This is a genomic window from Edaphosphingomonas haloaromaticamans (genome assembly GCF_001853345.1).
Classification (GTDB): Bacteria; Pseudomonadota; Alphaproteobacteria; order Sphingomonadales; family Sphingomonadaceae; genus Sphingomonas_E; species Sphingomonas_E fennica.
In genome coordinates this window covers 1,020,513-1,040,287 of record NZ_MIPT01000001.1, presented here as the reverse complement: position 1 = coordinate 1,040,287, position 19,775 = coordinate 1,020,513, and the positions used below count along the sequence as shown (strand labels likewise).

At 68.2% G+C, this 19,775-nt stretch carries 23 protein-coding genes; 12 read left to right on the top strand and 11 right to left on the bottom strand.

From position 1 onward, the window contains the following. Nucleotides 1-226: 226 nt before the first annotated feature. The 8 genes from BHE75_RS04875 to coxB form a co-directional block, all read right to left on the bottom strand. A complete protein-coding gene (locus BHE75_RS04875) occupies nt 227-793 on the bottom strand; it encodes an SURF1 family protein (RefSeq protein ID WP_438830609.1) in 567 nt (188 codons plus the stop codon). A 38-nt stretch (nt 794-831) separates the two neighbouring features. Continuing rightward, complete coding sequence (locus tag BHE75_RS04870; RefSeq protein WP_015459551.1) at nt 832-1,215, bottom strand: DUF983 domain-containing protein; 384 nt, start codon at nt 1,213-1,215, stop codon at nt 832-834. Between the two features lie 46 nt (nt 1,216-1,261). Then, nucleotides 1,262-2,107, bottom strand: coding sequence for a cytochrome c oxidase subunit 3 (locus BHE75_RS04865; protein ID WP_015459550.1), 846 nt, complete (start codon nt 2,105-2,107; stop codon nt 1,262-1,264). Between the two features lie 36 nt (nt 2,108-2,143). Continuing rightward, entirely contained in the window at nt 2,144-2,698 is a 555-nt protein-coding gene (locus BHE75_RS04860; RefSeq protein ID WP_015459549.1) for a cytochrome c oxidase assembly protein, read from the bottom strand. A gap of 2 nt (nt 2,699-2,700) precedes the next feature. Beyond that, entirely contained in the window at nt 2,701-2,823 is a 123-nt protein-coding gene (locus tag BHE75_RS25175) for a hypothetical protein (RefSeq protein ID WP_015459548.1), read from the bottom strand. Next, on the bottom strand, nt 2,820-3,746 hold the full coding sequence (locus BHE75_RS04855; protein ID WP_015459547.1) for a heme o synthase: 927 nt from the start codon (nt 3,744-3,746) through the stop codon (nt 2,820-2,822). The genes BHE75_RS25175 and BHE75_RS04855 overlap by 4 nt, the downstream gene beginning before the upstream one ends. Before the next feature lie 102 nt (nt 3,747-3,848). Further along, the gene (ctaD, locus tag BHE75_RS04850) at nt 3,849-5,507 is read right to left on the bottom strand and encodes a cytochrome c oxidase subunit I (RefSeq protein ID WP_070932773.1); all 1,659 of its coding nucleotides are present in this window, start codon (nt 5,505-5,507) and stop codon (nt 3,849-3,851) included. Between the two features lie 12 nt (nt 5,508-5,519). Further along, nucleotides 5,520-6,554 carry a cytochrome c oxidase subunit II gene (coxB, locus tag BHE75_RS04845; RefSeq protein WP_070932771.1) on the bottom strand — a complete coding sequence of 345 codons (1,035 nt, stop codon included), beginning with the start codon at nt 6,552-6,554 and terminating at the stop codon, nt 5,520-5,522. Between the two features lie 184 nt (nt 6,555-6,738). Here coxB and pyrE point away from each other — a divergent pair, with 184 nt between their 5' ends. The 5 genes from pyrE to BHE75_RS04820 are packed head-to-tail and all read left to right on the top strand — an operon-like array spanning nt 6,739 to nt 10,564. After that, nucleotides 6,739-7,323 (top strand): orotate phosphoribosyltransferase, encoded by a 585-nt coding sequence (gene pyrE, locus BHE75_RS04840; protein ID WP_070932769.1) that lies wholly within the window; start codon nt 6,739-6,741, stop codon nt 7,321-7,323. A 31-nt stretch (nt 7,324-7,354) separates the two neighbouring features. Next, a complete protein-coding gene (locus BHE75_RS04835) occupies nt 7,355-8,083 on the top strand; it encodes a pyridoxine 5'-phosphate synthase (protein WP_070932767.1) in 729 nt (242 codons plus the stop codon). After that, entirely contained in the window at nt 8,080-8,481 is a 402-nt protein-coding gene (acpS, locus tag BHE75_RS04830; RefSeq protein ID WP_015459542.1) for a holo-ACP synthase, read from the top strand. The genes BHE75_RS04835 and acpS overlap by 4 nt, the downstream gene beginning before the upstream one ends. Nucleotides 8,482-8,531: 50 nt before the next feature. Beyond that, nucleotides 8,532-9,485, top strand: coding sequence for a signal peptidase I (gene lepB, locus BHE75_RS04825; RefSeq protein WP_191225148.1), 954 nt, complete (start codon nt 8,532-8,534; stop codon nt 9,483-9,485). Beyond that, on the top strand, nt 9,482-10,564 hold the full coding sequence (locus BHE75_RS04820; protein ID WP_015459540.1) for an AI-2E family transporter: 1,083 nt from the start codon (nt 9,482-9,484) through the stop codon (nt 10,562-10,564). The genes lepB and BHE75_RS04820 overlap by 4 nt, the downstream gene beginning before the upstream one ends. 329 nt (nt 10,565-10,893) lie before the next feature. On the opposite strand, the gene BHE75_RS04815 is transcribed toward BHE75_RS04820, so the two are convergent. Together BHE75_RS04815 and rpsU are read right to left on the bottom strand one after the other, a co-directional pair. Continuing rightward, nucleotides 10,894-11,484 carry an FKBP-type peptidyl-prolyl cis-trans isomerase gene (locus BHE75_RS04815; RefSeq protein WP_070932765.1) on the bottom strand — a complete coding sequence of 197 codons (591 nt, stop codon included), beginning with the start codon at nt 11,482-11,484 and terminating at the stop codon, nt 10,894-10,896. A 77-nt stretch (nt 11,485-11,561) separates the two neighbouring features. Continuing rightward, nucleotides 11,562-11,768, bottom strand: coding sequence for a 30S ribosomal protein S21 (gene rpsU / locus BHE75_RS04810; RefSeq protein ID WP_010126124.1), 207 nt, complete (start codon nt 11,766-11,768; stop codon nt 11,562-11,564). 226 nt (nt 11,769-11,994) lie between these two features. On the opposite strand from rpsU, the gene BHE75_RS04805 reads away from it, so the two are divergent. Beyond that, on the top strand, nt 11,995-12,756 hold the full coding sequence (locus BHE75_RS04805) for a class II aldolase/adducin family protein (protein ID WP_070932763.1): 762 nt from the start codon (nt 11,995-11,997) through the stop codon (nt 12,754-12,756). A 27-nt stretch (nt 12,757-12,783) separates the two neighbouring features. On the opposite strand, the gene BHE75_RS04800 is transcribed toward BHE75_RS04805, so the two are convergent. Further along, nucleotides 12,784-13,527, bottom strand: a complete 744-nt coding sequence (locus tag BHE75_RS04800) for a hypothetical protein (protein WP_070932761.1) — start codon at nt 13,525-13,527, stop codon at nt 12,784-12,786. 129 nt (nt 13,528-13,656) lie between these two features. Here BHE75_RS04800 and BHE75_RS04795 point away from each other — a divergent pair, with 129 nt between their 5' ends. The 6 genes from BHE75_RS04795 to BHE75_RS04770 are packed head-to-tail and all read left to right on the top strand — an operon-like array spanning nt 13,657 to nt 19,664. Then, nucleotides 13,657-14,292, top strand: coding sequence for a DUF4129 domain-containing protein (locus tag BHE75_RS04795; protein ID WP_015459536.1), 636 nt, complete (start codon nt 13,657-13,659; stop codon nt 14,290-14,292). Next, on the top strand, nt 14,289-15,491 hold the full coding sequence (locus tag BHE75_RS04790) for a hypothetical protein (protein ID WP_084652934.1): 1,203 nt from the start codon (nt 14,289-14,291) through the stop codon (nt 15,489-15,491). Before BHE75_RS04795 ends, BHE75_RS04790 begins: the two co-directional genes overlap by 4 nt. Then, a complete protein-coding gene (locus tag BHE75_RS04785; protein ID WP_015459534.1) occupies nt 15,481-16,437 on the top strand; it encodes an AAA family ATPase in 957 nt (318 codons plus the stop codon). Before BHE75_RS04790 ends, BHE75_RS04785 begins: the two co-directional genes overlap by 11 nt. Next, the gene (locus tag BHE75_RS04780; protein ID WP_070932757.1) at nt 16,434-17,747 is read left to right on the top strand and encodes a DUF58 domain-containing protein; all 1,314 of its coding nucleotides are present in this window, start codon (nt 16,434-16,436) and stop codon (nt 17,745-17,747) included. Before BHE75_RS04785 ends, BHE75_RS04780 begins: the two co-directional genes overlap by 4 nt. Then, complete coding sequence (locus tag BHE75_RS04775) at nt 17,744-18,787, top strand: stage II sporulation protein M (protein WP_015459532.1); 1,044 nt, start codon at nt 17,744-17,746, stop codon at nt 18,785-18,787. Before BHE75_RS04780 ends, BHE75_RS04775 begins: the two co-directional genes overlap by 4 nt. After that, a complete protein-coding gene (locus BHE75_RS04770; protein ID WP_070932755.1) occupies nt 18,780-19,664 on the top strand; it encodes an RDD family protein in 885 nt (294 codons plus the stop codon). Before BHE75_RS04775 ends, BHE75_RS04770 begins: the two co-directional genes overlap by 8 nt. The last annotated feature ends 111 nt before the right edge of the window (nt 19,665-19,775 follow it).

Sequence of the window (19,775 nt, the reverse complement as noted above, 5' to 3'; positions counted from 1 at the left end):
AGAATCGAACCGTCCGATGCCAAAAATACGGGCATTATCGGCACGAGATGCCCCACTCCGTCCTTCTCGGTCCCCCAATGGCTGAGCGGAGTTGAACAAGCGGCGCTGTAGGTCGTTGGCACTCGATCACATCCGGACAATAGTGCCGCCCAGGCAAATGCCGCCGCGATAACAAGCCCTCTCATTACGGTACGGTGGCGTGCTATCCTCGACACTACAACCCCAGTCAGGCGCCCGGCTTCGCCCCCGGCCCGGCCGGCGGGCGGCGCCAGACGGCGATGGCGTAGATCACCAGCGCGACCAGGGCGAACAGGAACCATTGCACGGCATAGGCGCGGTGATTGTTGGGCACGTTCAGGGGTGAAGGCTTCTCGCTCGGCTCCAGCCCCGGCGCGGCCGTGTCGGCGACGAGGATGAACACGCGGTCGCGGTCGAAATCGATCACGCCGCTCACCGGCCCGCCGAGCGCCGGAGCCTTGGGGGCTTCGGAGCTGCGCGACCAGCCATAATCGACCGCCATGCCCGGCCCCTCGCCGCCGCCGGTGCGGCAGGAGGCGATGTGGCGCCAGCCCTGCNCGCCCTTGCGGTTGCGACCTGCCCGCGCATCCCAGCGCGTCACCGCCAGGCAATGGCCCGATGCCCTGCGGAAGACGAGGTTCTCGTCCGGCACCGGCACGGCCGGAAAGGCTGTCGGCGGCAGGCCTTCGGCGGCGGCGTAACGCGCCAGCAGCGCTTCCTTCCATTCGGCGCGGCGGAGCTGCCAGATGCCCAGCCCCACCATCAGCGCCACCATCGCCAGCACGAACAGGGTCGGCCAGAAGGGCAGTCGCCTCACGGCTGCTCGTCCCGTGCCGCTTCCTCGACGATGCGGCCCTCGCGCGCGGCGTTGCGATATTCCAGCGCCAGCAACATGCCCTTGGCGACGCGCAGCGATCCCAGCACGGCGCCGGCGGTGATCGGTATCCACAGGATCAGGTGCAGCCAGAATGGCGGATGGACGGCCAGTTCGAACAGGATCGCCATCGCGGTGACGGCGGCGCCCACCCCCAGCGTCAGGAAGGCCGCCGGCCCGTCGCCCACGTTGAAGCTGGCGAAGGAAAGGCCGCATGCCCGGCAGGAAGGCGCAAAACTGGCTGCCCCCGCGAACAGCGTCTTGGCGCCGCAGCGGGGGCAGAGGCCGCGAAGGCCGGATTCGAGGGGTGTCGGGCTGGTCATGCCAGCGCCGCCCCGGCGCGATCCACCAGGGCGGCGATGATCGTCATCAGCCGTGGACCGGGGCGCCCCAGCCGCCCCACACATAGACGGCGGCGAACAGGAACAGCCACACCACGTCCACGAAGTGCCAGTACCAGGCGGCCGCCTCGAAGCCGAAATGCTGCTTCGGCGTGAAATCGCCGCGATAGGCGCGGATCAGGCAGACGATCAGGAAGATCGTGCCGACGATCACGTGGAAGCCGTGGAAGCCCGTCGCCATGTAGAAGGCGGCGCCATAGTTCAGGCCTTTGAAGGCGAAGGGGGCATGGGCATATTCATAAGCCTGGATGCTGCTGAACAGCAGGCCCAGCAGGATGGTGAGCCACAGGCCGGTCTTCAGGCCCTTGCGGTCGCCTTCCAGCAGCGCGTGGTGCGCCCAGGTGACGGTGGTGCCCGAGCAGAGCAGGATCAGCGTGTTGAGCAGCGGCAGGTGGAAGGGATCGATCACCTCCAGCCCCTTGGGCGGCCACACGCCCGCCGTCTGGACCAGGCTCACTGCACCGTCGGTCACTTCCACCGGCGCCGGGAACAGCGCGAAATCGAACCACGCCCAGAACCAGCCGACGAAGAACATCACTTCCGAAGCGATGAACAGGATCATGCCGTAGCGCAGGTGGAGCTGCACGACCGGCGTGTGATCGCCGGCATGCGCCTCGCGAATCACGTCCGACCACCAGCTGTAGAAGGTGAACAGCAGCAGCGCGACGCCCGCCAGGAACACCGCCCCGCCATGGGCCGCCTCGTGCATCCACATGATGCCGCCCGAAGCCATGACCAGCGCGGCCATGGACCCGGACAGCGGCCAGATGCTCGGTGGCAAAATGTGATAATCGTGGGTCTTGGCGCCGGCCATTCTTTCCGTCCCCTTTGGCTCTACCGTGCGTCGTCCTTAACCGCCGTTCCCGGCGGAATCCACCGGGAAGAAGGTGTAGGAAAGCGTGATTTCGTTGATATCCCTGGCATCCGGATCGTCGAGGATCCTCGGGTCGACATAGAAGACGACCGGCATCCGCACCGATTCTCCGGGCTTCAGCGTCTGCTCCTTGAAGCAGAAGCATTCGATCTTGGTGAAATATTGCCCCGCCTGGCTGGGCGAAACGTTGAACGTCGCCGATCCCGTGACCGGTTTGTCCGAATTGTTCGTGGCGTTGTAGAAGGCCATGTCCCTTGCGCCGATGGCCACGCGCTGCACATGCTCCTCGGGCGCGAAGCTCCACGCCATGCCCGGCTTCACATTGCCGTCGAAGCGCACGTTCACGATCTTGCCGACCACCGCGCCCGGCGCCTTCGCGCCTTCGGCCTTCTGCGTCGTGCCGTTGAAGCCGGTCACCTGGCAGAACATGCGGTAGAGCGGCACGCTGGCGAAGCCGAGGCCGATCATCGCGCCCACGATCGCGGTCGCCATCAGGCCCACCCGGCGGTTGCGTTCGACCAAGGTCGCCATGGTCAGGCCATCTTCGCGATCGAGATCGCGTAGAACAGGATCACCAGCGCGCCCAGCAGCAGCGCCATCACCAGCGCGCGGGAACGCTGGCGGCGGCGGATCTCGTCGTCGGGAAGCGGATTCATGCCAGCACCATCCGATCGGCGACCAGCGCGCCGAACAATATGAAGAGATAGAGGATCGAATAAGCGAACAGCCGCCGTTCCGGCTTCATCTTCGCCTGGTCCGCCTCCTGGCTGAAGGCGACGCGGGCGGAAAGCAGCAGGAACAGGCCGGAAAGCGCCACGGCGGCAAGGCCGTAGATCGCGCCCGTCAGCCCCAGCGGCCACGGCGCGACGGCGGCGGCCACCATCGGCAGCGTATAGAGCAGGATCTGCGCCCTCGTCGTCCGCGTGCCTGCCACCACCGGCAGCATCGGCACGCCGGCATTGGCGTAGTCGGTGCGCACGAACAGCGACAGCGCCCAGAAATGCGGCGGCGTCCACAGGAACACGATCGCGAACAGCAGCACCGGCAGCAATTCCACCCGGCCGGTCGCCGCCGCCCAGCCGATCAGCGGCGGGAAGGCGCCGGCCGCGCCGCCGATCACGATGTTCTGCGGCGTCCGCCGCTTCAGCCACACAGTGTAGACGAGCACATAGAACAGGATCGAAACCGTGAGGATCGCGGCGGCCAGCAGGTTCACCGCCAGCCCCATCAGCAGCACGGAGAAAGCGCCCAGCCCCACGCCGAAATGCAGGGCGGACTGGCGGTCCATCCGCCCGGCTGGCAGCGGCCGGCCGGCGGTGCGCCGCATCTTGGCGTCCAGATCGGCCTCATACCACTGGTTGAGCGCGCCGGCCGCGCCCGCGCCCAGCGTGATGCACAGCATCGCGGTGAAGCCCAGCACGGGGTGGATCGACACCGGCGCCGCCAGCATCCCGCACAGCCCGGTGAAGACGACCAGCGTCAGCACGCGCGGCTTGCAGAGCGCGAGGAAGTCCCGCCACTCGGCCGTGGCCGCGCCTGCCGGCTCCATCGCTGTGGTGTTCATCGCGGTCGTGTTCATCTCATTCCAATTCCGGCGGGTCGATACCCGCTCATGGGCTGGCCGCCGCCCCGGCGCGAACCGGAACGGCGGCCATCATTCCCCTTTCGATCGCCGCCGATCTCAGTCGATCTTGGGCAGCGTCTCGAACTGGTGGAACGGCGGCGGGCTGGAGAGTGTCCATTCCAGCGTCGTGGCGCCTTCGCCCCACGGATTGTCCTCCGCCTTCTTGCCGGCGATCAGCGACCAGATGACGTTCACGAAGAACACCACCATGCCGGCCGCCATCACCTTGTAGCCCAGGGTGGCGAGGTGATTATACTGCGTGAAGGCATCCGGATAGTCGGGGTAGCGCCGCGGCATGCCATCCAGGCCCAGGAAGTGCATCGGGAAGAACAGCAGGTTCACGCCGATGAAGAACACCCAGAAATGGAGGTGGCCGAGGAACTCGTTATACTGCTTCCCCCACATCTTGCCGAACCAGTAGTAGAAGCCGGCGAAGAGGGCGAACACGGCACCCAGCGACAGCACATAGTGGAAGTGCGCCACCACATAATAGGTGTCGTGCATATAGTTGTCGACGCCGCCATTGGCGAGCACGACGCCCGTCACGCCGCCGACGGTGAACATGAAGATGAAGCCCAGCGCCCACACCATCGGCGTTTTGAAGGTGAGCGACCCGCCCCACATCGTCGCGATCCAGGAGAAGATCTTGATGCCGGTCGGCACCGCAATCACCATCGTCGCCGCGGTGAAATACATCTTGGTGTTCACGTCCAGGCCGGTCGTGAACATGTGGTGCGCCCACACGATGAAGCCGACCACGCCGATCGCGACCATGGCGTAGGCCATGCCGAGATAGCCGAACACCGGCTTCCGGGAGAAGGTGGCGATGATGTGGCTGACGATGCCGAAGCCCGGCAGGATCATGATGTAGACTTCGGGGTGGCCGAAGAACCAGAACAGATGCTGATAGAGGATCGGATCGCCGCCGCCGGCGGGATCGTAGAAGGTCGTGCCGAAGTTGCGGTCGGTCAGCAGCATGGTGATCGCGGCGGCGAGCACCGGCAGCGCCAGCAGCAGCAGGAAGGCGGTGACCAGCACCGACCACACGAACAGCGGCATCTTGTGCAGCGTCATGCCCGGCGCGCGCATGTTGAAGATGGTGGTGATGAAGTTGATCGCGCCCAGGATCGAGCTCGCGCCCGCGATGTGGAGCGAAAGGATGCCCATGTCGACCGACGGCCCCGGCTCGCCATAGGTGGAAAGCGGAGCATAGACCGTCCAGCCGGTGCCGGCGCCGCCGAAGAAGGGCGAGGCGAGCAGCAGCGTGAAGGCCGGGATCAGCAGCCAGAAGGACACGTTGTTCATGCGTGGGAAGGCCATGTCCGGCGCGCCGATCATGATCGGCACGAACCAGTTGCCGAACCCGCCGATCATCGCGGGCATGACCATGAAGAACACCATGATCAGGCCGTGCGCGGTGACGAGCACGTTCCACAGGTGCAGCGCCTCGTCGAAGGTGCCGGGTCCGTGCAGCATCGCCAGCCAGGTCGGCAGATACTGGATGCCCGGCGCCGCCAGCTCGGCGCGCATCAGGCCGGAGATCCCGCCGCCGATGATGCCGGCGACGATCGCGAAGATCAGATAGAGGGTGCCGATGTCCTTGTGGTTGGTGGACATGAACCAGCGGGCGAAGAAGCCCGGCTTGTGATCGGCATCATGGTGCGCATGATCGTCATGCGCCTGGAAATGGGCAGCGGTGGCTGTCGTATCGGTCATCTGCTGTCAGCCTCAGTTCGTCGTCGCCGCGGCGGCGGCGGGAGCTGCCGCCGGCGCTTCGGCGGGGGCAGCTTCGTTGGCGGCGGGGGCGGCCTCGCCGGCGGGGGCCTCGGCCGCCTCGCCCGGCATGGTGCCGCCCTTCGACTTCACCCATTCCGCGAAACGGGCCGGCTCCACCACCTCGACGGCGATCGGCATGTAGGCATGGCGCGCGCCGCACAGTTCGGAGCACTGGCCGAAATAGACGCCGGGGCGATCGGCCTTGAACCAGGTTTCGTTCAGGCGGCCGGGCACGGCGTCCATCTTCGTCCAGAAGGCGGGCACGGCGAAGCTGTGGATCACGTCATTCGACGTGACGATCAGCTTCACCACCGCGCCGACCGGAACGACGATGCGCTCGTCGACCGCCAGCAGGCGGGGGCCGTCCGCGTCGGTGCGGAAGCGGTCGCCCGGCTTAACCTCGTCCTTCTCCTTCAGCATGTTGGAGACCAGCTCGAAGTCGCCATTGTCGGGATATTGGTAGGTCCAATACCACTGGTTGCCGATCACCTTGATGGTGAGATCGGCCTTAGGCTGGTTATATTGCGCGGCGAGCAGGCGGATCGAGGGGACCGCGATCACCAGCAGGATGAGCACCGGCACCAGCGTCCACACCACCTCGATGAAGGTGTTGTGCGTCGTCCGCGACGGCACCGGATTGGCCTTGGCGCGGTAACGCACGATCACCCACAGCATCAGCGCCAGAACGAAGACGCAGATGGCGGTGATGATCGGCACCAGCACGCTGTTGTGCAGCCACTGCCCGTCCTCGCCCAGCGCGGTCACCTGCGGCTGGATCTTCCAGCCGCCGGGAATCGGCTGGCCGATATCGGCTTCGGGCGCGGCATGCTGGAAGGCAGGCTTTGCGGATTCGGGGGCGGCGGTCGCCGCGGCGGCCGGCGCAGCAGCCGTTTGGGCCGCGACGGGCGCGGGAGCGCCCTGGGCAAGCGCGGCTGCGGGCGTCGCAGCCAGCGCGAATGCCATCAACATCGTCTTCAGCGTACTCATCTCACCCCCGGTCAGCGCCGCTTCCCTCGCGGCTGTTCGTCTCTATGCGGGCTTATCGCGATTGGGGGGCTTATAGGCGCGGGTGTCGCGGGTCTCAAGCAGGGTAATCGCAGAATTTCGGGCAGTTGATGCACGCGCCCGCGCGGCCTATCTGGCGGGGCATCGAACCGCCGGGAGAAACGACATGACGGATGAAGAGATACTGGCGGAATTCCGCGACGCCGATGCGCTGCTCGAAGGCCATTTCATTCTGTCCTCAGGGCTGCGTTCGTCCCGATATCTGCAGTGCGCGCGCGTGCTGATGAACCCGGCGCGCGCCGCGCGGCTGGCCGAAGCGCTGGCGCGGAAGATACCGGACAAGGTGAAGATCCAGCTCGGCGCGGTGGTATCGCCGGCCATGGGGGGCGTGATCGCCGGGCATGAGATGGGCCGCGCGCTCGGCCTCGACGCGATGTTCGTCGAACGCCCCACCGGCACATTCGAGCTGCGCCGCGGCTTCCGCCTCGCACCGGGGCTGAAGGTGCTGCTGATGGAGGACGTCGTCACCACCGGCCTCTCCTCGCGCGAGGCGANCAAGGCGGTGGAGGAAGCCGGCGGCCAGGTGATCGCGGCGGCTTCGCTGGTCGACCGGTCGGACGGCAAGGCCGATCTCGGCGTGCCTTTCTACCCGCTGATTCGCATCGCCGTGCCGACCTATGCGGCCGATGCGCTGCCGCCCGAGCTCGCGGCGATCCCCGCGATCAAGCCCGGAAGCAGGGCCGCTTCATAATCAACCCTCCTTATAAAAGGATGCCGCCGCCATGACCGGCCGTCTCCGCCTGGGTGTGAACATCGATCACGTCGCCACCATCCGCAACGCGCGGGGCGGCGATCATCCCGATCCCGTGCGGGCGGCGATTCTGGCGGCGCAGGCGGGTGCGGACGGCATCACCGCCCATCTGCGCGAGGACCGCCGCCACATCACCGACGGCGATATCGACCGGCTGATGGCGGAAATCGCCCTGCCCCTCAATCTGGAGATGGCGGCGACGGAGGAGATGCTGGGCATCGCGGTGGCCCACCGGCCGCACGCCGCCTGCATCGTGCCCGAACGGCGGGAGGAGCGGACGACCGAAGGCGGCCTCGACGCCGCCGGCCAGTTCGATCACCTCCTGCCCTTCGTCCGCAGGCTGGGCGATGCCGGCATCCGCGTCAGCCTGTTCATCGAACCCGATCCCCGCCAGATCGAGGCCGCCATCCGGCTCGACGCGCCCGTGGTCGAATTCCACACCGGCCGCTATGCCCATGTCGACGGCGCCGATCGCACGGCCGAGCTTCGCCGCATCGCCGATGCTGCGGCGCTGGCCGCCAAGAACGGGATCGAGCCGCATGCCGGCCACGGCCTGACCTTCGACAATGTCACGGCCATCGCCGCCATCCCGCAGCTCGCCGAGCTGAACATCGGCCATTTCCTGATCGGCGAGGCGATCTTTACCGGCCTCGGCGCCAGCGTGGCGCGGATGCGCGAACTGATGGAGCAGGCACGATGATCATCGGCATCGGTTCCGACCTCTGCAATATCGAGCGCATCCAGAATTCGCTCGACCGGTTCGGCGAGCGCTTCGTCAACCGCGTCTTCACCGATGTCGAGCGCGCCAAGGCCGAGCGGCGCCAGCTCACCCGCGCGGCCACCTATGCCAAGCGCTTCGCCGCGAAGGAGGCTTTCTCCAAGGCGGTGGGCACCGGCTTCCGTTCGGGCGTGTTCATGAAGGACATCGGCGTGGTCAACGCGCCGTCGGGCGCGCCGACGCTGGCGCTGACCGGCGGCGCCAAGGCAAGGCTTGACGCGATCACGCCGCCGGGCCACGCCGTTGACGTGCATCTGACGCTGACCGACGACCACCCCTGGGCGCAGGCGTTCGTCATCCTCTATGCCCGCGCCGTCTAGGCGCCGCCCGGATCTAAGGAGTGGATCGCTTGAGCGATCAGCAAGTATCGATGAGTATCGAAGACACCGCCCAGCCCCAACCGCAGCCGCAGGCCCCGCTGCCCTCCACGGCCGATTCCCGGCCGAAGACGGATTGGTGGGCGGAGGCGAAAGGCGTATTCTGGCTGGTGCTGGCGGTGCTCGCCTTCCACAGCTTCCTCGCCAAGCCCTTCTACATCCCGTCCGAATCGATGATGCCCACGCTCATCAAGGGCGATCGGCTGGTGGTGACCAAATATCCCTATGGCTGGTCCTATGTGTCGCCCAGCATCACCCGCATCCCCGGCGCGCCGGGCCGCTGGCTCGGCCGGCTGACCGGGCAGGATTATCTGTCGATCCCCTTCATCCACGGGCGCCTGTTCGGCCACCTGCCCCAGCGCGGCGACGTGGTGATCGCCAAGCCGCCGACGCAATATACCGATTATATCAAGCGGGTGATCGGCCTGCCCGGCGACCGGATCGAGCTGCGCAACGGCGTGGTCATCCTGAACGGCGTGCCGGTGAAGCGGCAGTTCCTGTCGCCCGCGATGATCCCGATCGATCCCAACATCCCCTGCGACACGCCCGACGTCTATCGCCTGCGCGTGACGGGGCCGGACGGCCGCGAATATTGCCAGATGCCCCGCGTCCGGGAAACTTTGCCCAACGGCGTCAGTTACGACACGATCGATCTCGGCCCCGGCGGCCAGAACGATGATTATCCGGCGCTGACCATACCGGAGGGCCATGTATTCCTGATGGGCGACAATCGCGATCAATCCGCCGACAGCAGGGTCTCATCGATGGAAGGCGGCCTGGGCGGGCCGGTTCCGGTGGAAAATCTGGGCGGCCGCGCGGAATTCATCACCTTCTCGCTCGATGGCACCTCGACGCTGTGGAACCCGATTAGCTGGTTCACGGCGATGCGCGGCGGCCGCGCGGGCACCAGCCTGCGCCCGGCCCATGCGGAGGCCCCCGCGCAATGAGCGACGAGGCGCGCGCGCCCGAACAGCCCGGCCCTTCGGATTTCCGCGATCCGATCACCACCCGGGAACTGAAGCGCGCCGCCGTCTGGCTCGGGCTCGCCGCCGGCATCGTGCTGGCCTGGTATCTGATCCAGACATTGCTGCTGATCGCCGGCGGCCTTGTCATCGCCTCGATGCTGGACGGCGGCGCCCGCCTGCTCGGCCGGGTGCTGCCGATCCGGCGGGGCTGGCGGCTGGCGATCGTGTGCCTGGCCGTCACCGCCTTCCTGCTCTGGACCTTCTATTTCGCGGGCGCCTCGATCGGCGCGCAGTTCGGCACGCTGCGCATCGTCGTGACCGAACAGTTCAACCGCATCGTCGATTGGGTGCAGGCGATGGGGCTGATGCCCCGCGACAGCGCCAATGCGATCGGCGAGCAGGTGATGGGATCGCTCGGCCGGCTCACCAGCGCGCTCGGCACCGCGATCGGCGCCGTCTCCAGCATGGCGATGATCCTGGTGATCGGCGTGTTCGTGGCGATCGAGCCGCGCCTCTACGAACGCGGCTTCGCCTGGATGCTGCCGATGGAAAGGCGCCAGGAATTCTACGAAACCTCGGCCAAGCTCGGCTACACGATGCGCCGCCTGATGGCCGGGCGCCTGCTCGGCATGGCGGTGGAGGGCGTCGGCACCTGGCTGCTGCTGCTGGTGGGTGGCGTGCCGATGGCGGCGCTGCTCGGCATCCTCACCGGCCTGCTCGCCTTCCTGCCCAATATCGGCGCGATCGTATCGGGCCTGCTGCTGGTGCTCGTCGGCTTTTCGGCCGGGGTCGAGACCGGGCTGTGGGCGATCGCCGTCTATTTCGTCGTGCAGACGGTGGACGGCTATCTGATCGTGCCGACCGTCGCCAAGCGCTCGGTCGATCTCGCGCCCGCGCTGGTGCTCAGCGCCCAGCTCCTCCTGGGCTCGCTCTGCGGCATCCTCGGCCTTGCGCTGGCCGATCCGCTCGTCGCGATGATCAAGGTGCTGCTGGAACAACGCTCCGACGCCAAGGCCGAGGAAGCCGCGGCCTCCGCCGTCACGCACCGCATCACGGGCTAAGGATCGCCCGCGCCGTCCGGGGGCCATGCCCGGCGCTGACGAGTGGGATGTGGCGGTCGGCTGGAGCCGGCATTTCTTCCCCGTCGTCATGCCAGCGCAGGCTGGCATCGCTCACCGCTATACAACGGCACGGCACCAGCCTCGATACGATGCCAGCCTGCGCTGGCATGACGATGGGGGGGGGGGGAGACGACGAGGGAGATACGCGCCATGCCGGAACCGGCGCGCGCCTCGCGGAGCGCAAACGGAAAGACGGCGCCCCGATGCCTCGGGACGCCGCCTGCGTCTTGGTCGACGATGTCCGCCGCCGGAGCCCGGCGGCCGGGCGATCACATGCCGGGATGGCCTTCCATGCCGCCGCCCATGCCACCCATGCCGGGCATCGCGTTCATTGCGCCGGGCTGCACGGCCAGCAGCTCCAGGTCGAACACCAGCACCGCATTGGGCGGAATCTCGCCATTGGGGCCGGCGCCGGCATCGCCATAAGCGAGCCTCGGCGGCATCCAGAAGCGATATTTGGAGCCCTGCTTCATCAGCTGCACGCCTTCGGTCCAGCCCGGAATCAGGCCGGTCACGGGAAGGGTGGCGGGGCCGCCATGCCGTTCGGAGGCGTCGAACACCTCGCCCGTCTTTGCCAGCTTGCCCTCATAGTTCACCAGCGTGAGGTCGGCCGGCGTCGGCTTGGGGCCGTTACCTTCCTTCAGCACCTCATATTGCAGGCCGGACGGCAGCGTCACGACGCCGGCGCGCTTGCCGTTATCCGCCAGATATTCGTCCGGCGTCTGCGCCGCGACGACGGCCGCCTTGGTCGAAAGCCAGGCGGCGCCGATGCCGACGGCGGCCAGCAGGCCGATGCCGATCCACAGCTTGGTAAGCGAGCCCTTCTTGATCGGACGCAACGGAACGGCAGTCACGGACATGGGGCAGGCTCGCTATGTCAGAATGGGCAGGTCATCTTTCTCGGGCGGGGCCTTGCGGCCCCACACGATGCGGCGTCTTACCGGACGCCGTCACGCTCGGCGCGCTTGCGCTCCAGCTTGCGCGCACGGCGGATGGCGGCGGCACGCTCGCGCGCGCGCTTTTCCGACGGCTTCTCGTAATGACGGCGCAGCTTCATCTCGCGATAGACGCCCTCACGCTGCAGCTTCTTCTTGAGCGCGCGCAGCGCCTGGTCGACATTATTGTCGCGAACGATGATTTGCATAAGGCCGTCGATCTCCAGTCTCTCGCTTCCGCAGGGCGGCTTCCGGCCACTCGACGGACGTGAATAGGGTTCGCCGCGAACCCCGGTCCGCGTCGCAAGGCGTGCGCCCTAGCAGTGGGTGGGCGATTCTTCAACCCGAAAAGGCCGCTTCCCGCCGATAGGGCTGCGGCTCGACAGCGGCAAAGCGGCGCGGCACTATATTGACATAATTGTCAGGAGAGACGCCATGGCCACCGCCATCCCGGAACGGGCCGGCATCAGCGAGGCGGAATGGTCCGCCCGCCAGCAGCTTGCCGCCTGCTACCGCGTGTTCGATCACCTCGGCTGGACGGAACTGATCTTCAACCACATCACCCTGCGCGTGCCGGAGGAGGAAGGCGCCTTCCTCATCAACCCCTTCGGCCTGCATTTCAGCGAGGTCACCGCCTCCAACCTCGTGAAGATCGATATCGACGGCAACAAGCTTTCCGATTCGCCCTGGGGCGTGAACCTGGCCGGCTTCGTCCAGCATGCCGCCTTCCATCGCCACCTGCCCGACGCGCATTGCGTGATGCACACCCACACCACCGCCGGCATGGCCGTGGCGTGCCTGGAGGACGGGCTGTCGATCAGCAATTTCTACGCCGGCCAGATCGCGGGCCAGATCGCCTATCATGATTTCGAAGGCATCACCGTGCGCGACGACGAGGCCCCCCGCCTGATCGCCAATCTGGGCGACAAGCGGCTGATGATCCTGCGCAACCACGGCCTGCTTTCGATGGGGCCGACGCTGCCGATCGCCTTCCTCAGGCTCTGGGCGCTGGAACGGGCCTGCCAGATCCAGGTGGCATCCGCGCCGATGGGCCGCCTTCGGGAAATTCCGGCGGAGGTGCTGGCCGTCCACCAGCGCGATCAGGCCAAGCTCGTCCGCCCCGGCATGCCCGGCGAGGCGGAATTCAACGCCCTGGTCCGCCTGGTCGATCGCAAGGATCGCGGCTGGCGGGATTGATCCCCGCCAGCCCGCGCCCCTTCCGCGTCAGGCGAACACCTCGGCATAGCGCTCGCTCGCCAGTTCGCCGTCGCCCGCGCTCAGATCGACATAGATGGCGGCCGTCAACACCGACCACAGCGCATAGACCACGGTGTTGATGGCGACCTGAATCACAAGGATGCCCACGGTCACCCCGCCCGGCGTGGCGAGATCCGGCTTCGCCATGAACGCGCCGATCGCGATGATCGAAACGACGATGCCGATCCCGCTCAGCAGCAGGAACAGGCTCCCCCGCGCGCCCCTGGTGATCGCGCGGCTATATCCCAGCGCCGCCAGCACGCCTTCCTGCCGCGCGATCAGCGCGGGTCCGGCCACCGCCCACATCAGCGCCACGATGATTCCCGGCACCACCAGCAGCAGCGAAGCACCGAATATGCCCAGCCAGGAAAGGATCGTGAGGCCGATCATCGCCGGCAGCGCCCGCAGCGCACCCGGCACGATCTCGCTCATGCCGCGCCTCACGCCTGCCGCCTCGTCGATGGTGATGCGGAACAGCGCCGCCTGCATCGCCGCATTGGCGATGAGGCCGAGCATCGTCATCCCGCCGGCAAGGCCCATCCCCCTGGCGGCCGCGTCCCTGCCCGGTTCTCCGAGCGCGTAGCTGATCGCCGCCGGCACCGCCATCGACACCGCCGCGATGCCGAAGATCGCCACCGGCCGCGCGCCGACCACGGCGCCCGTGCACCGCATCACCCGCCCGATATCGAGCGCATTATCCTCATAGGCCATGATATTCCCCCAATTCCCCGGCCAGGATCATTCCGCGTCCCCAAGCTTTTGTCCATAGGGCGGAATCGGGGCTTTCCGTCGGCCCGCGATCCGCTCTAAGCATGGCTCCGGGGAATTTGGGGGAAGCTCTTGGCGGCGTCGGGCGGCATTGGCAGCACGGGCATCAGCGATGCGGATTTCGCCGCCGCGCATGAAAAGCTGCGCGCCGATCCCGCGCTGCAGTTCGATCTGCCGACGATGCCGCCGCCCGATCCGCCGCCTGCCTGGCTCGTGCGGCTGCTGAAGGCGATCGCGCCCTATATGGAATATATCGCCTGGGGCCTGCTGATCCTGGCCGCGCTGGCGCTTCTCTATATCGTCGCGCGCCACCTCCTCGCCCACGGCCTGCCCTTCTTCCGCCGCAGGGCCGTGGCGGAGGAAGGGCAGGAGCCCGAATGGCGGCCCGAAGCCGGCCCGGCCCGGCAATTGCTGGCCGAGGCGGACGCGCTGGCCGCCGCCGGCCGCCATGCCGAGGCCGTCCACCTCCTCCTCGTCCGCAGCATCGAGGAGATCGAGCGCCGCCGCCCCCACCTCGTCCGCCCCGCGCTCACGGCGCGGGACATCGCCGCCGCCGATGCGCTGCCGGGCAAGGCGCGCCGGGTCTTCGCCGGCCTGGCCGGGCTGGTCGAGCGCAGCCTGTTCGGCGGCCGGCCGGTCGATGCGGCGGCGTGGCGCGATGCGCGCGCGGCCTATGAGGATTTCGCGCTGCCGGGGGCCTGGCGGTGAGCGCCGCTTCCGCCTCCCCCTTCTCTGTCCGCACGATGTTGTGGGTGGTGGCTGCCGGCATCCTCGCCTTTGCCGGCCTGCTGATCCTCGGCACCTATGCCCCCGATCTCAGGAACGGGCGCAACGGCGGCGCGCATGCGCTGTCGACGTCCGCGATCGGCTTCCACGGCCTTGCCGACCTGATCGACGGCCTGCCCTGGGAAGACTGGTCCTATTTCGTCCGCAGCGACGGCGAATGGGACGGCAAGGAACTGCTGGTCCTGACGCCCGAGCCGGGCACGGATCCGGACGAGATCGGCAAGCGCCTCGCCCCGCGGGCGGACAAGCCCACCCTGATCGTGCTGCCCAAATGGTGGGTGCGGCAGATGCCGCAAAAGCCCGCCTGGGTGGAAAGCGCCGGCACCCTGCCCGTCGAGGAGATTCAACGGCTCATCCGCCAGGTGCCCAATTTCGCGCTCCACCGCAGCGCCGGCGGGCAGCTCCGCGCGGTGAACGGCCTGCCGGCCGATGCCGCCACCGGCGGGCCCGCCCAGCTCCAGACCATATCGGGCCGCAACCTCCGCCCGCTGATCGTCGATGGCGAAGGGCGGATCGTGCTGGCCGAGGTGGGTGGACGGCCGCTCTATATCCTCGCCGATCCCGATCTCCTCAACAATCAGGGGCTGGCCAGCGCCGATACCGCGCGGGCGGCGATCGCGATGATCGACTGGCTCAATTCCAGCGGCGCCGAGACGGTGGATTTCGATCTTACCCTCAACGGTTTCGGCCGGTCGCCCAGCCTGATGAAGCTGGCGCTGGAACCGCCCTTCCTGGCGCTTACCCTCTGCCTGCTCGGCGCGGCGCTGCTGGCCGGCATCCAGGCGCTGTTCCGCTTCGGCCCGCCCGCGCGGGAGGAGCGCGAGATCGCCTTCGGCAAGCGCGCGCTGGTCGACAACAGCGCCGCGCTGCTCAAGCTCGCCCGCCGCCAGCATCGCGTCGGTGGCCGTTATGCGCTGCTCACCCGCGATGCCGTGGTCGCCGCGACCGGTGCGCCGGCCCAGGCGGACGAGGCCGCGCTCGACGCCTATCTTGATCGGCTGGCCGAGCCGCGCTTTTCCGAACTCGCCGCTGCCGCCCGCGCCGCCGCCGATCCGGCGGAACTCGCGCAGGCGGCGCGCGCACTCTATCGCTGGAGAAGGGACGTGATCCGTGAAGGTTGAAGAGGTGAAGGCGCTCGCCGACGATATACGCGGCGAAATCGGCAAGGCCGTCGTCGGCCAGGCCGAAACGGTGGAGCTGATGCTGGTCGCCCTCTTTTCCGCCGGCCATGTCCTGCTGGAAGGGCCGCCGGGAACGGCCAAGACCTTCCTCGCCCAATGCTTCGCGCGGGCCACCGGCCTCGATTTCGGCCGCATCCAGTTCACGCCCGATCTGATGCCCGGCGATATATTGGGCGCCAATCTGTTCAACTTCCAGACGAGCAGCTTCACCCTGACGCGCGGCCCCATCTTCACCGATCTGCTGCTGGCGGACGAGATCAACCGCACCCCGCCCAAGACGCAGGCCGCCCTGCTGGAGGCGATGCAGGAACGCACCGTCACCATCGACGGGGAAACCCTGCCGCTGGGCGCCCGCTTCATGGTGGTGGCCACCCAGAACCCGATCGAGCAGCAGGGCGTCTATCCCCTGCCGGAAGCCCAGCTCGATCGCTTCCTGTTCAAGCAGACCGTGGATTATCCCGACGCGGCGGAGGAACGGCGGATCATCGCCAGCCACGGCGTCCGCTTCGGCGCGCCGAAGCCGGAGGATTGGGGCGTCGCCCCCCGCGCCGATGCCGCGGCCATCGATGCGGCGGTCGCCACCGTCGCGGAGGTGCGGCTGGTGGACCAGGTGATCGATTATATCGTCGCCCTGATCCGCGCGACCCGCGATGTCGCCGATCTGGAAAGCGGCGCATCGCCGCGCGCGGGCGCGATGCTCGCCGCCGCCGCGCGTGCGCGCGCCGCGCTCGACGGGCGCGATTTCGTGATCCCCGATGACGTGAAGGCGCTGGCTCCCGCCGTGCTGCGCCACCGCGTGATCCTTTCGCCCGCCGCCGAGATAGACGGCCGGCAGGTCGAATCGGTGGTCGCCGAGATCATCGAGCGGATCGAGGCGCCGCGTTGATCTACCCCGCCCGCCGCGCGGTGCTGCTGGCGGCGGCGGGCGCGCCCGCCGTGCTGGTGGTGGGCGTGCTCTGGCCGGCTTACTGGTATGCCGGCATCGGCTGGACGCTGTTCGTCTTCGCGCTCACCGCCATCGACGCGGTGTCCGGCGCCTGGCCGCGCGATCCGCGCATCGATGTGGAGGCGCCCGGCACCGCCGGCGTGGGCGCGGGCCTCAAGGCGCTCGTCCGTGTGGCCTTCACGGGCGCCGCGCCCGCATCGGCGGAAATCATCCTCGAACATTCCGATCTTCTGGAAACGCCCGACGGCCCCAGCCGGACGATCGCGCTCGCCGGCGGCAGCGGCGCGGCCTCCCTCCCCCTCGCCGCCGCCCGGCGCGGCGCGGCGCGGCTGGAGGCGCTGTGGCTCCGCTGGACAGGCCCGCTCGGCCTCACCTGGAAGCAGCGCCGCGCCCCCCTCGACCTGCGGATACTCATCACCCCGGACGTGCATGCCGTGCGCGATCGCGGCGCGCATCTCTTCCTGCGCAGCACCATGCACGGCCTCGTCGCCCAGCTGGATCGCGGCGACGGCGCGGAGTTCGAATCGCTCGCCGATTTCCAGCCCGGCATGGATCGCCGCGCGATCGACTGGAAGCAGTCCGCCCGCCATTCCAGGCTGCTCGCCAAGGAATATCGGACGGAGCGCAACAATAATATCGTCTTCGCCCTCGATGCCGGCCGCAACATGTGCGAGCCGCTGGACGGCGTGCCGCGCATCGACCGTGCCGTCTCGGCGGCGCTCCTCTCCGCCTATGTCGCGCTCAAGCTCGGCGATCGGGTGAGCCTGTTCGGCTTCGATTCGCGCCCGCGCCTCACCAGCGGCGCGGTTGCGGGCGCGCGCGCCTTCGCGCTGATCCAGCGGCTGGCGGCGGAGATCGATTATTCGGGGGAGGAAACCAACTACACCCTCGCCCTCACCACGCTGGGCGGCCGCCTCAACCGCCGCTCGCTGATCGTCGTCTTCACCGAATTTTCCGATCCCACCAGCGCGGAGCTGATGCTGCGCGCCGCCGCCGGCCTGCTCGACCGCCATCTCGTCCTGTTCGTGGTGCTGGAGGATCGGGAACTTGTCGATATCGCCGCTGCCGAGCCGCACGATCCCGACGACGTCACCCGCGCGGTGATGGCGGCGGAGCTGCTGCGCGAACGCCGCATCGTCATCACCCGCCTGCGCCACAGCGGCTTCCACGTGCTGGAATCGCCCCACGACCGCGTCGGCCTGCGGCTGGTGGACTATTATGTCGATCTCAAGCGACGGAACCTGCTGTGAATCCGCTCCGCTCTCCCGCCGCCGCGCCGGCCGATCCCGCCGCCACCGCGCGCCGCTTCCGCGAGGCGCATGAGGCGGACTGGCGCCGCCTCGACGAGTTGCTCACGCTGGCCGAGAAGCGATCGCTCCGCGCGCTGGACGAGGAGGAGCTGATGGCCCTTCCCGTGCTCTACCGCCAGGCGCTGTCCTCGCTCTCGGTCGCGCGGGAAACCTCGCTCGATCGCGCGCTGGTCGAATATCTCGAAAGCCTGAGCGCGAGGGCCTATTTCTTCCTCTATGGCGTGCGCACGCCCGCCGGGCAGCGGCTCCGCGCCTTCGTCCTCCACGATTGGCCGGCCTCGGTCCGCGCGCTTTGGCGGGAAACGCTCGTCACGCTTCTCCTCACCGTCGCCGGGGTGGTGGCCGCCTATCTGCTCGTCATCCACGATACGAGCTGGTTCTACTCGATCATCCCCAGCGAGCTTGCGGGCGGGCGCGATCCCACCAGTTCCACCGCCGCGCTGCGCGCCACCCTCCATGCCGAACCCGGCGGGCCGGCCGCCGATCGCGACGGCCTCAGCATCTTCGCCACCTTCCTCTTCACGCACAATGCCAGCGTCGCGATCTTCGCCTTCGCGCTGGGCTTCGCCTTCGGCCTGCCGTCAGCGCTGCTGATCGTCGCCAATGGCTGCACGCTGGGCGCCTTCTTCGCCCTGTTCGCGCCCCGCGGGCTCGGTGTGGACCTGGGCGGGTGGCTGGCCATCCACGGCACGACGGAGATATTCGCGATCCTCATTGCCGGGGCCGCCGGCCTGCGCATCGGCCGCGCGGTCGCCTTTCCTGGCCCCAGCACCCGCCTTGCCGCCGCGCGGGAAGCCGGCCGGATATCCGCCACCGCCATGGCCGGCGTGGTGGTGATGCTGATGGTCGCGGGCCTGCTGGAAGGCATCGCCCGCCAGCGGATCGACGCCAATGCCGCGCGCTATGCCATCGGCGGCGGGGCGCTGCTGCTCTGGCTTGCATATTTCTACTGGCCGCGCCGGAGGCCCGCCGATGGCTGAACATGCCGACGAACGGCTCCGCCGCCGCTTCATCACCCCCGAAGGCGTCGATCTCGGCCTCGTGCTGGCATCGGCCGGCGAACGCGCCGCCGCCTTCGCGATCGATGCGGCAATCATCACCGCCACCTTCTTGCTCGCCACCATCCTGCTCCTCGTGATCGGCGCCTGGTTCGGCGGCAATACCGGCCAGATCGCCATCATCCTCTGGCTGCTGGGCCTGTTCGTGGCCCGCAACGGCTATTTCATCCTGTTCGAGATGGGGCCGCGCGGCGCCACGCCCGGCAAGCGCCGCAGCGGCCTGCGCGTCGTCGCCCGCAATGGCGGCCGGCTGACCGGCGACGCCGTGATCGCGCGCAACCTGATGCGGGAGATCGAGCTGTTCCTGCCGCTGAGCTTCTGGTTCTACCAGGCCCATGAAGGCGTGGCGGACGCCGCCACCGCGCTGTTCGGCCTGGGGTGGAGCGGCATCTTCCTGTTCTTCCCGCTGATGAACAGGGATCGCCTGCGCGTGGGCGATCTGCTGGCCGGCACCTGGGTCGTCCGCGCGCCGAAGACGGAGCTGGACCTCGACCTGATCCGCATCGCCGCCCGTCCGCGCCGCGGCCCCGCCTACAGCTTCACCGACGCCCAGCTCGACGCCTATGGCGTCTACGAGCTGCAGACGCTTGAAGACGTGCTCCGCGCCAATGACTGGGCAACGATCCAGACGGTCGCCGAAGCCATCCGCACCCGGATCGGCTGGCAGGCCCCCGGCGGGGACAGCGAATTCCTCAACGCCTATTACACCGCGCTCCGCCTCCGCCTCGAACGCAACCTCCTCTTCGGCCGCCGCCGCGAGAACAAGTTCGATCGCGAGAACAAGTTCGATCGGAGGTAGGCATTCCGCCCTGGCACGGGTGGCGTTGCGGAGGTTCCCAGGGGAACCGCCAGATGCGGTGAGGTCGGCAGGCACGCTTCGCGCGCCTGCCGACCCTCATTCCCGTCCCTC

Bases quoted from the DNA above. Each gene is read 5' to 3' on its own strand.
- BHE75_RS04855 (WP_015459547.1), bottom strand. From the start codon at position 3,746: ATGAACACGACCGCGATGAACACCACAGCGATGGAGCCGGCAGGCGCG.
- BHE75_RS04800 (WP_070932761.1), bottom strand. From the start codon at position 13,527: ATGGCCTATGAGGATAATGCGCTCGATATCGGGCGGGTGATGCGGTGC.
- BHE75_RS04770 (WP_070932755.1), top strand. From the start codon at position 18,780: ATGGCTGAACATGCCGACGAACGGCTCCGCCGCCGCTTCATCACCCCC.
- BHE75_RS04835 (WP_070932767.1), top strand. From the start codon at position 7,355: ATGACCGGCCGTCTCCGCCTGGGTGTGAACATCGATCACGTCGCCACC.
- BHE75_RS04805 (WP_070932763.1), top strand. From the start codon at position 11,995: ATGGCCACCGCCATCCCGGAACGGGCCGGCATCAGCGAGGCGGAATGG.
- ctaD (WP_070932773.1), bottom strand. From the start codon at position 5,507: ATGACCGATACGACAGCCACCGCTGCCCATTTCCAGGCGCATGACGAT.
- BHE75_RS25175 (WP_015459548.1), bottom strand. From the start codon at position 2,823: ATGAATCCGCTTCCCGACGACGAGATCCGCCGCCGCCAGCGTTCCCGC.
- acpS (WP_015459542.1), top strand. From the start codon at position 8,080: ATGATCATCGGCATCGGTTCCGACCTCTGCAATATCGAGCGCATCCAG.
- BHE75_RS04870 (WP_015459551.1), bottom strand. From the start codon at position 1,215: ATGACCAGCCCGACACCCCTCGAATCCGGCCTTCGCGGCCTCTGCCCC.
- rpsU (WP_010126124.1), bottom strand. From the start codon at position 11,768: ATGCAAATCATCGTTCGCGACAATAATGTCGACCAGGCGCTGCGCGCG.
- BHE75_RS04860 (WP_015459549.1), bottom strand. From the start codon at position 2,698: ATGGCGACCTTGGTCGAACGCAACCGCCGGGTGGGCCTGATGGCGACC.
- BHE75_RS04865 (WP_015459550.1), bottom strand. From the start codon at position 2,107: ATGGCCGGCGCCAAGACCCACGATTATCACATTTTGCCACCGAGCATC.
- lepB (WP_191225148.1), top strand. From the start codon at position 8,532: ATGAGTATCGAAGACACCGCCCAGCCCCAACCGCAGCCGCAGGCCCCG.
- BHE75_RS04815 (WP_070932765.1), bottom strand. From the start codon at position 11,484: ATGTCCGTGACTGCCGTTCCGTTGCGTCCGATCAAGAAGGGCTCGCTT.
- BHE75_RS04820 (WP_015459540.1), top strand. From the start codon at position 9,482: ATGAGCGACGAGGCGCGCGCGCCCGAACAGCCCGGCCCTTCGGATTTC.
- coxB (WP_070932771.1), bottom strand. From the start codon at position 6,554: ATGAGTACGCTGAAGACGATGTTGATGGCATTCGCGCTGGCTGCGACG.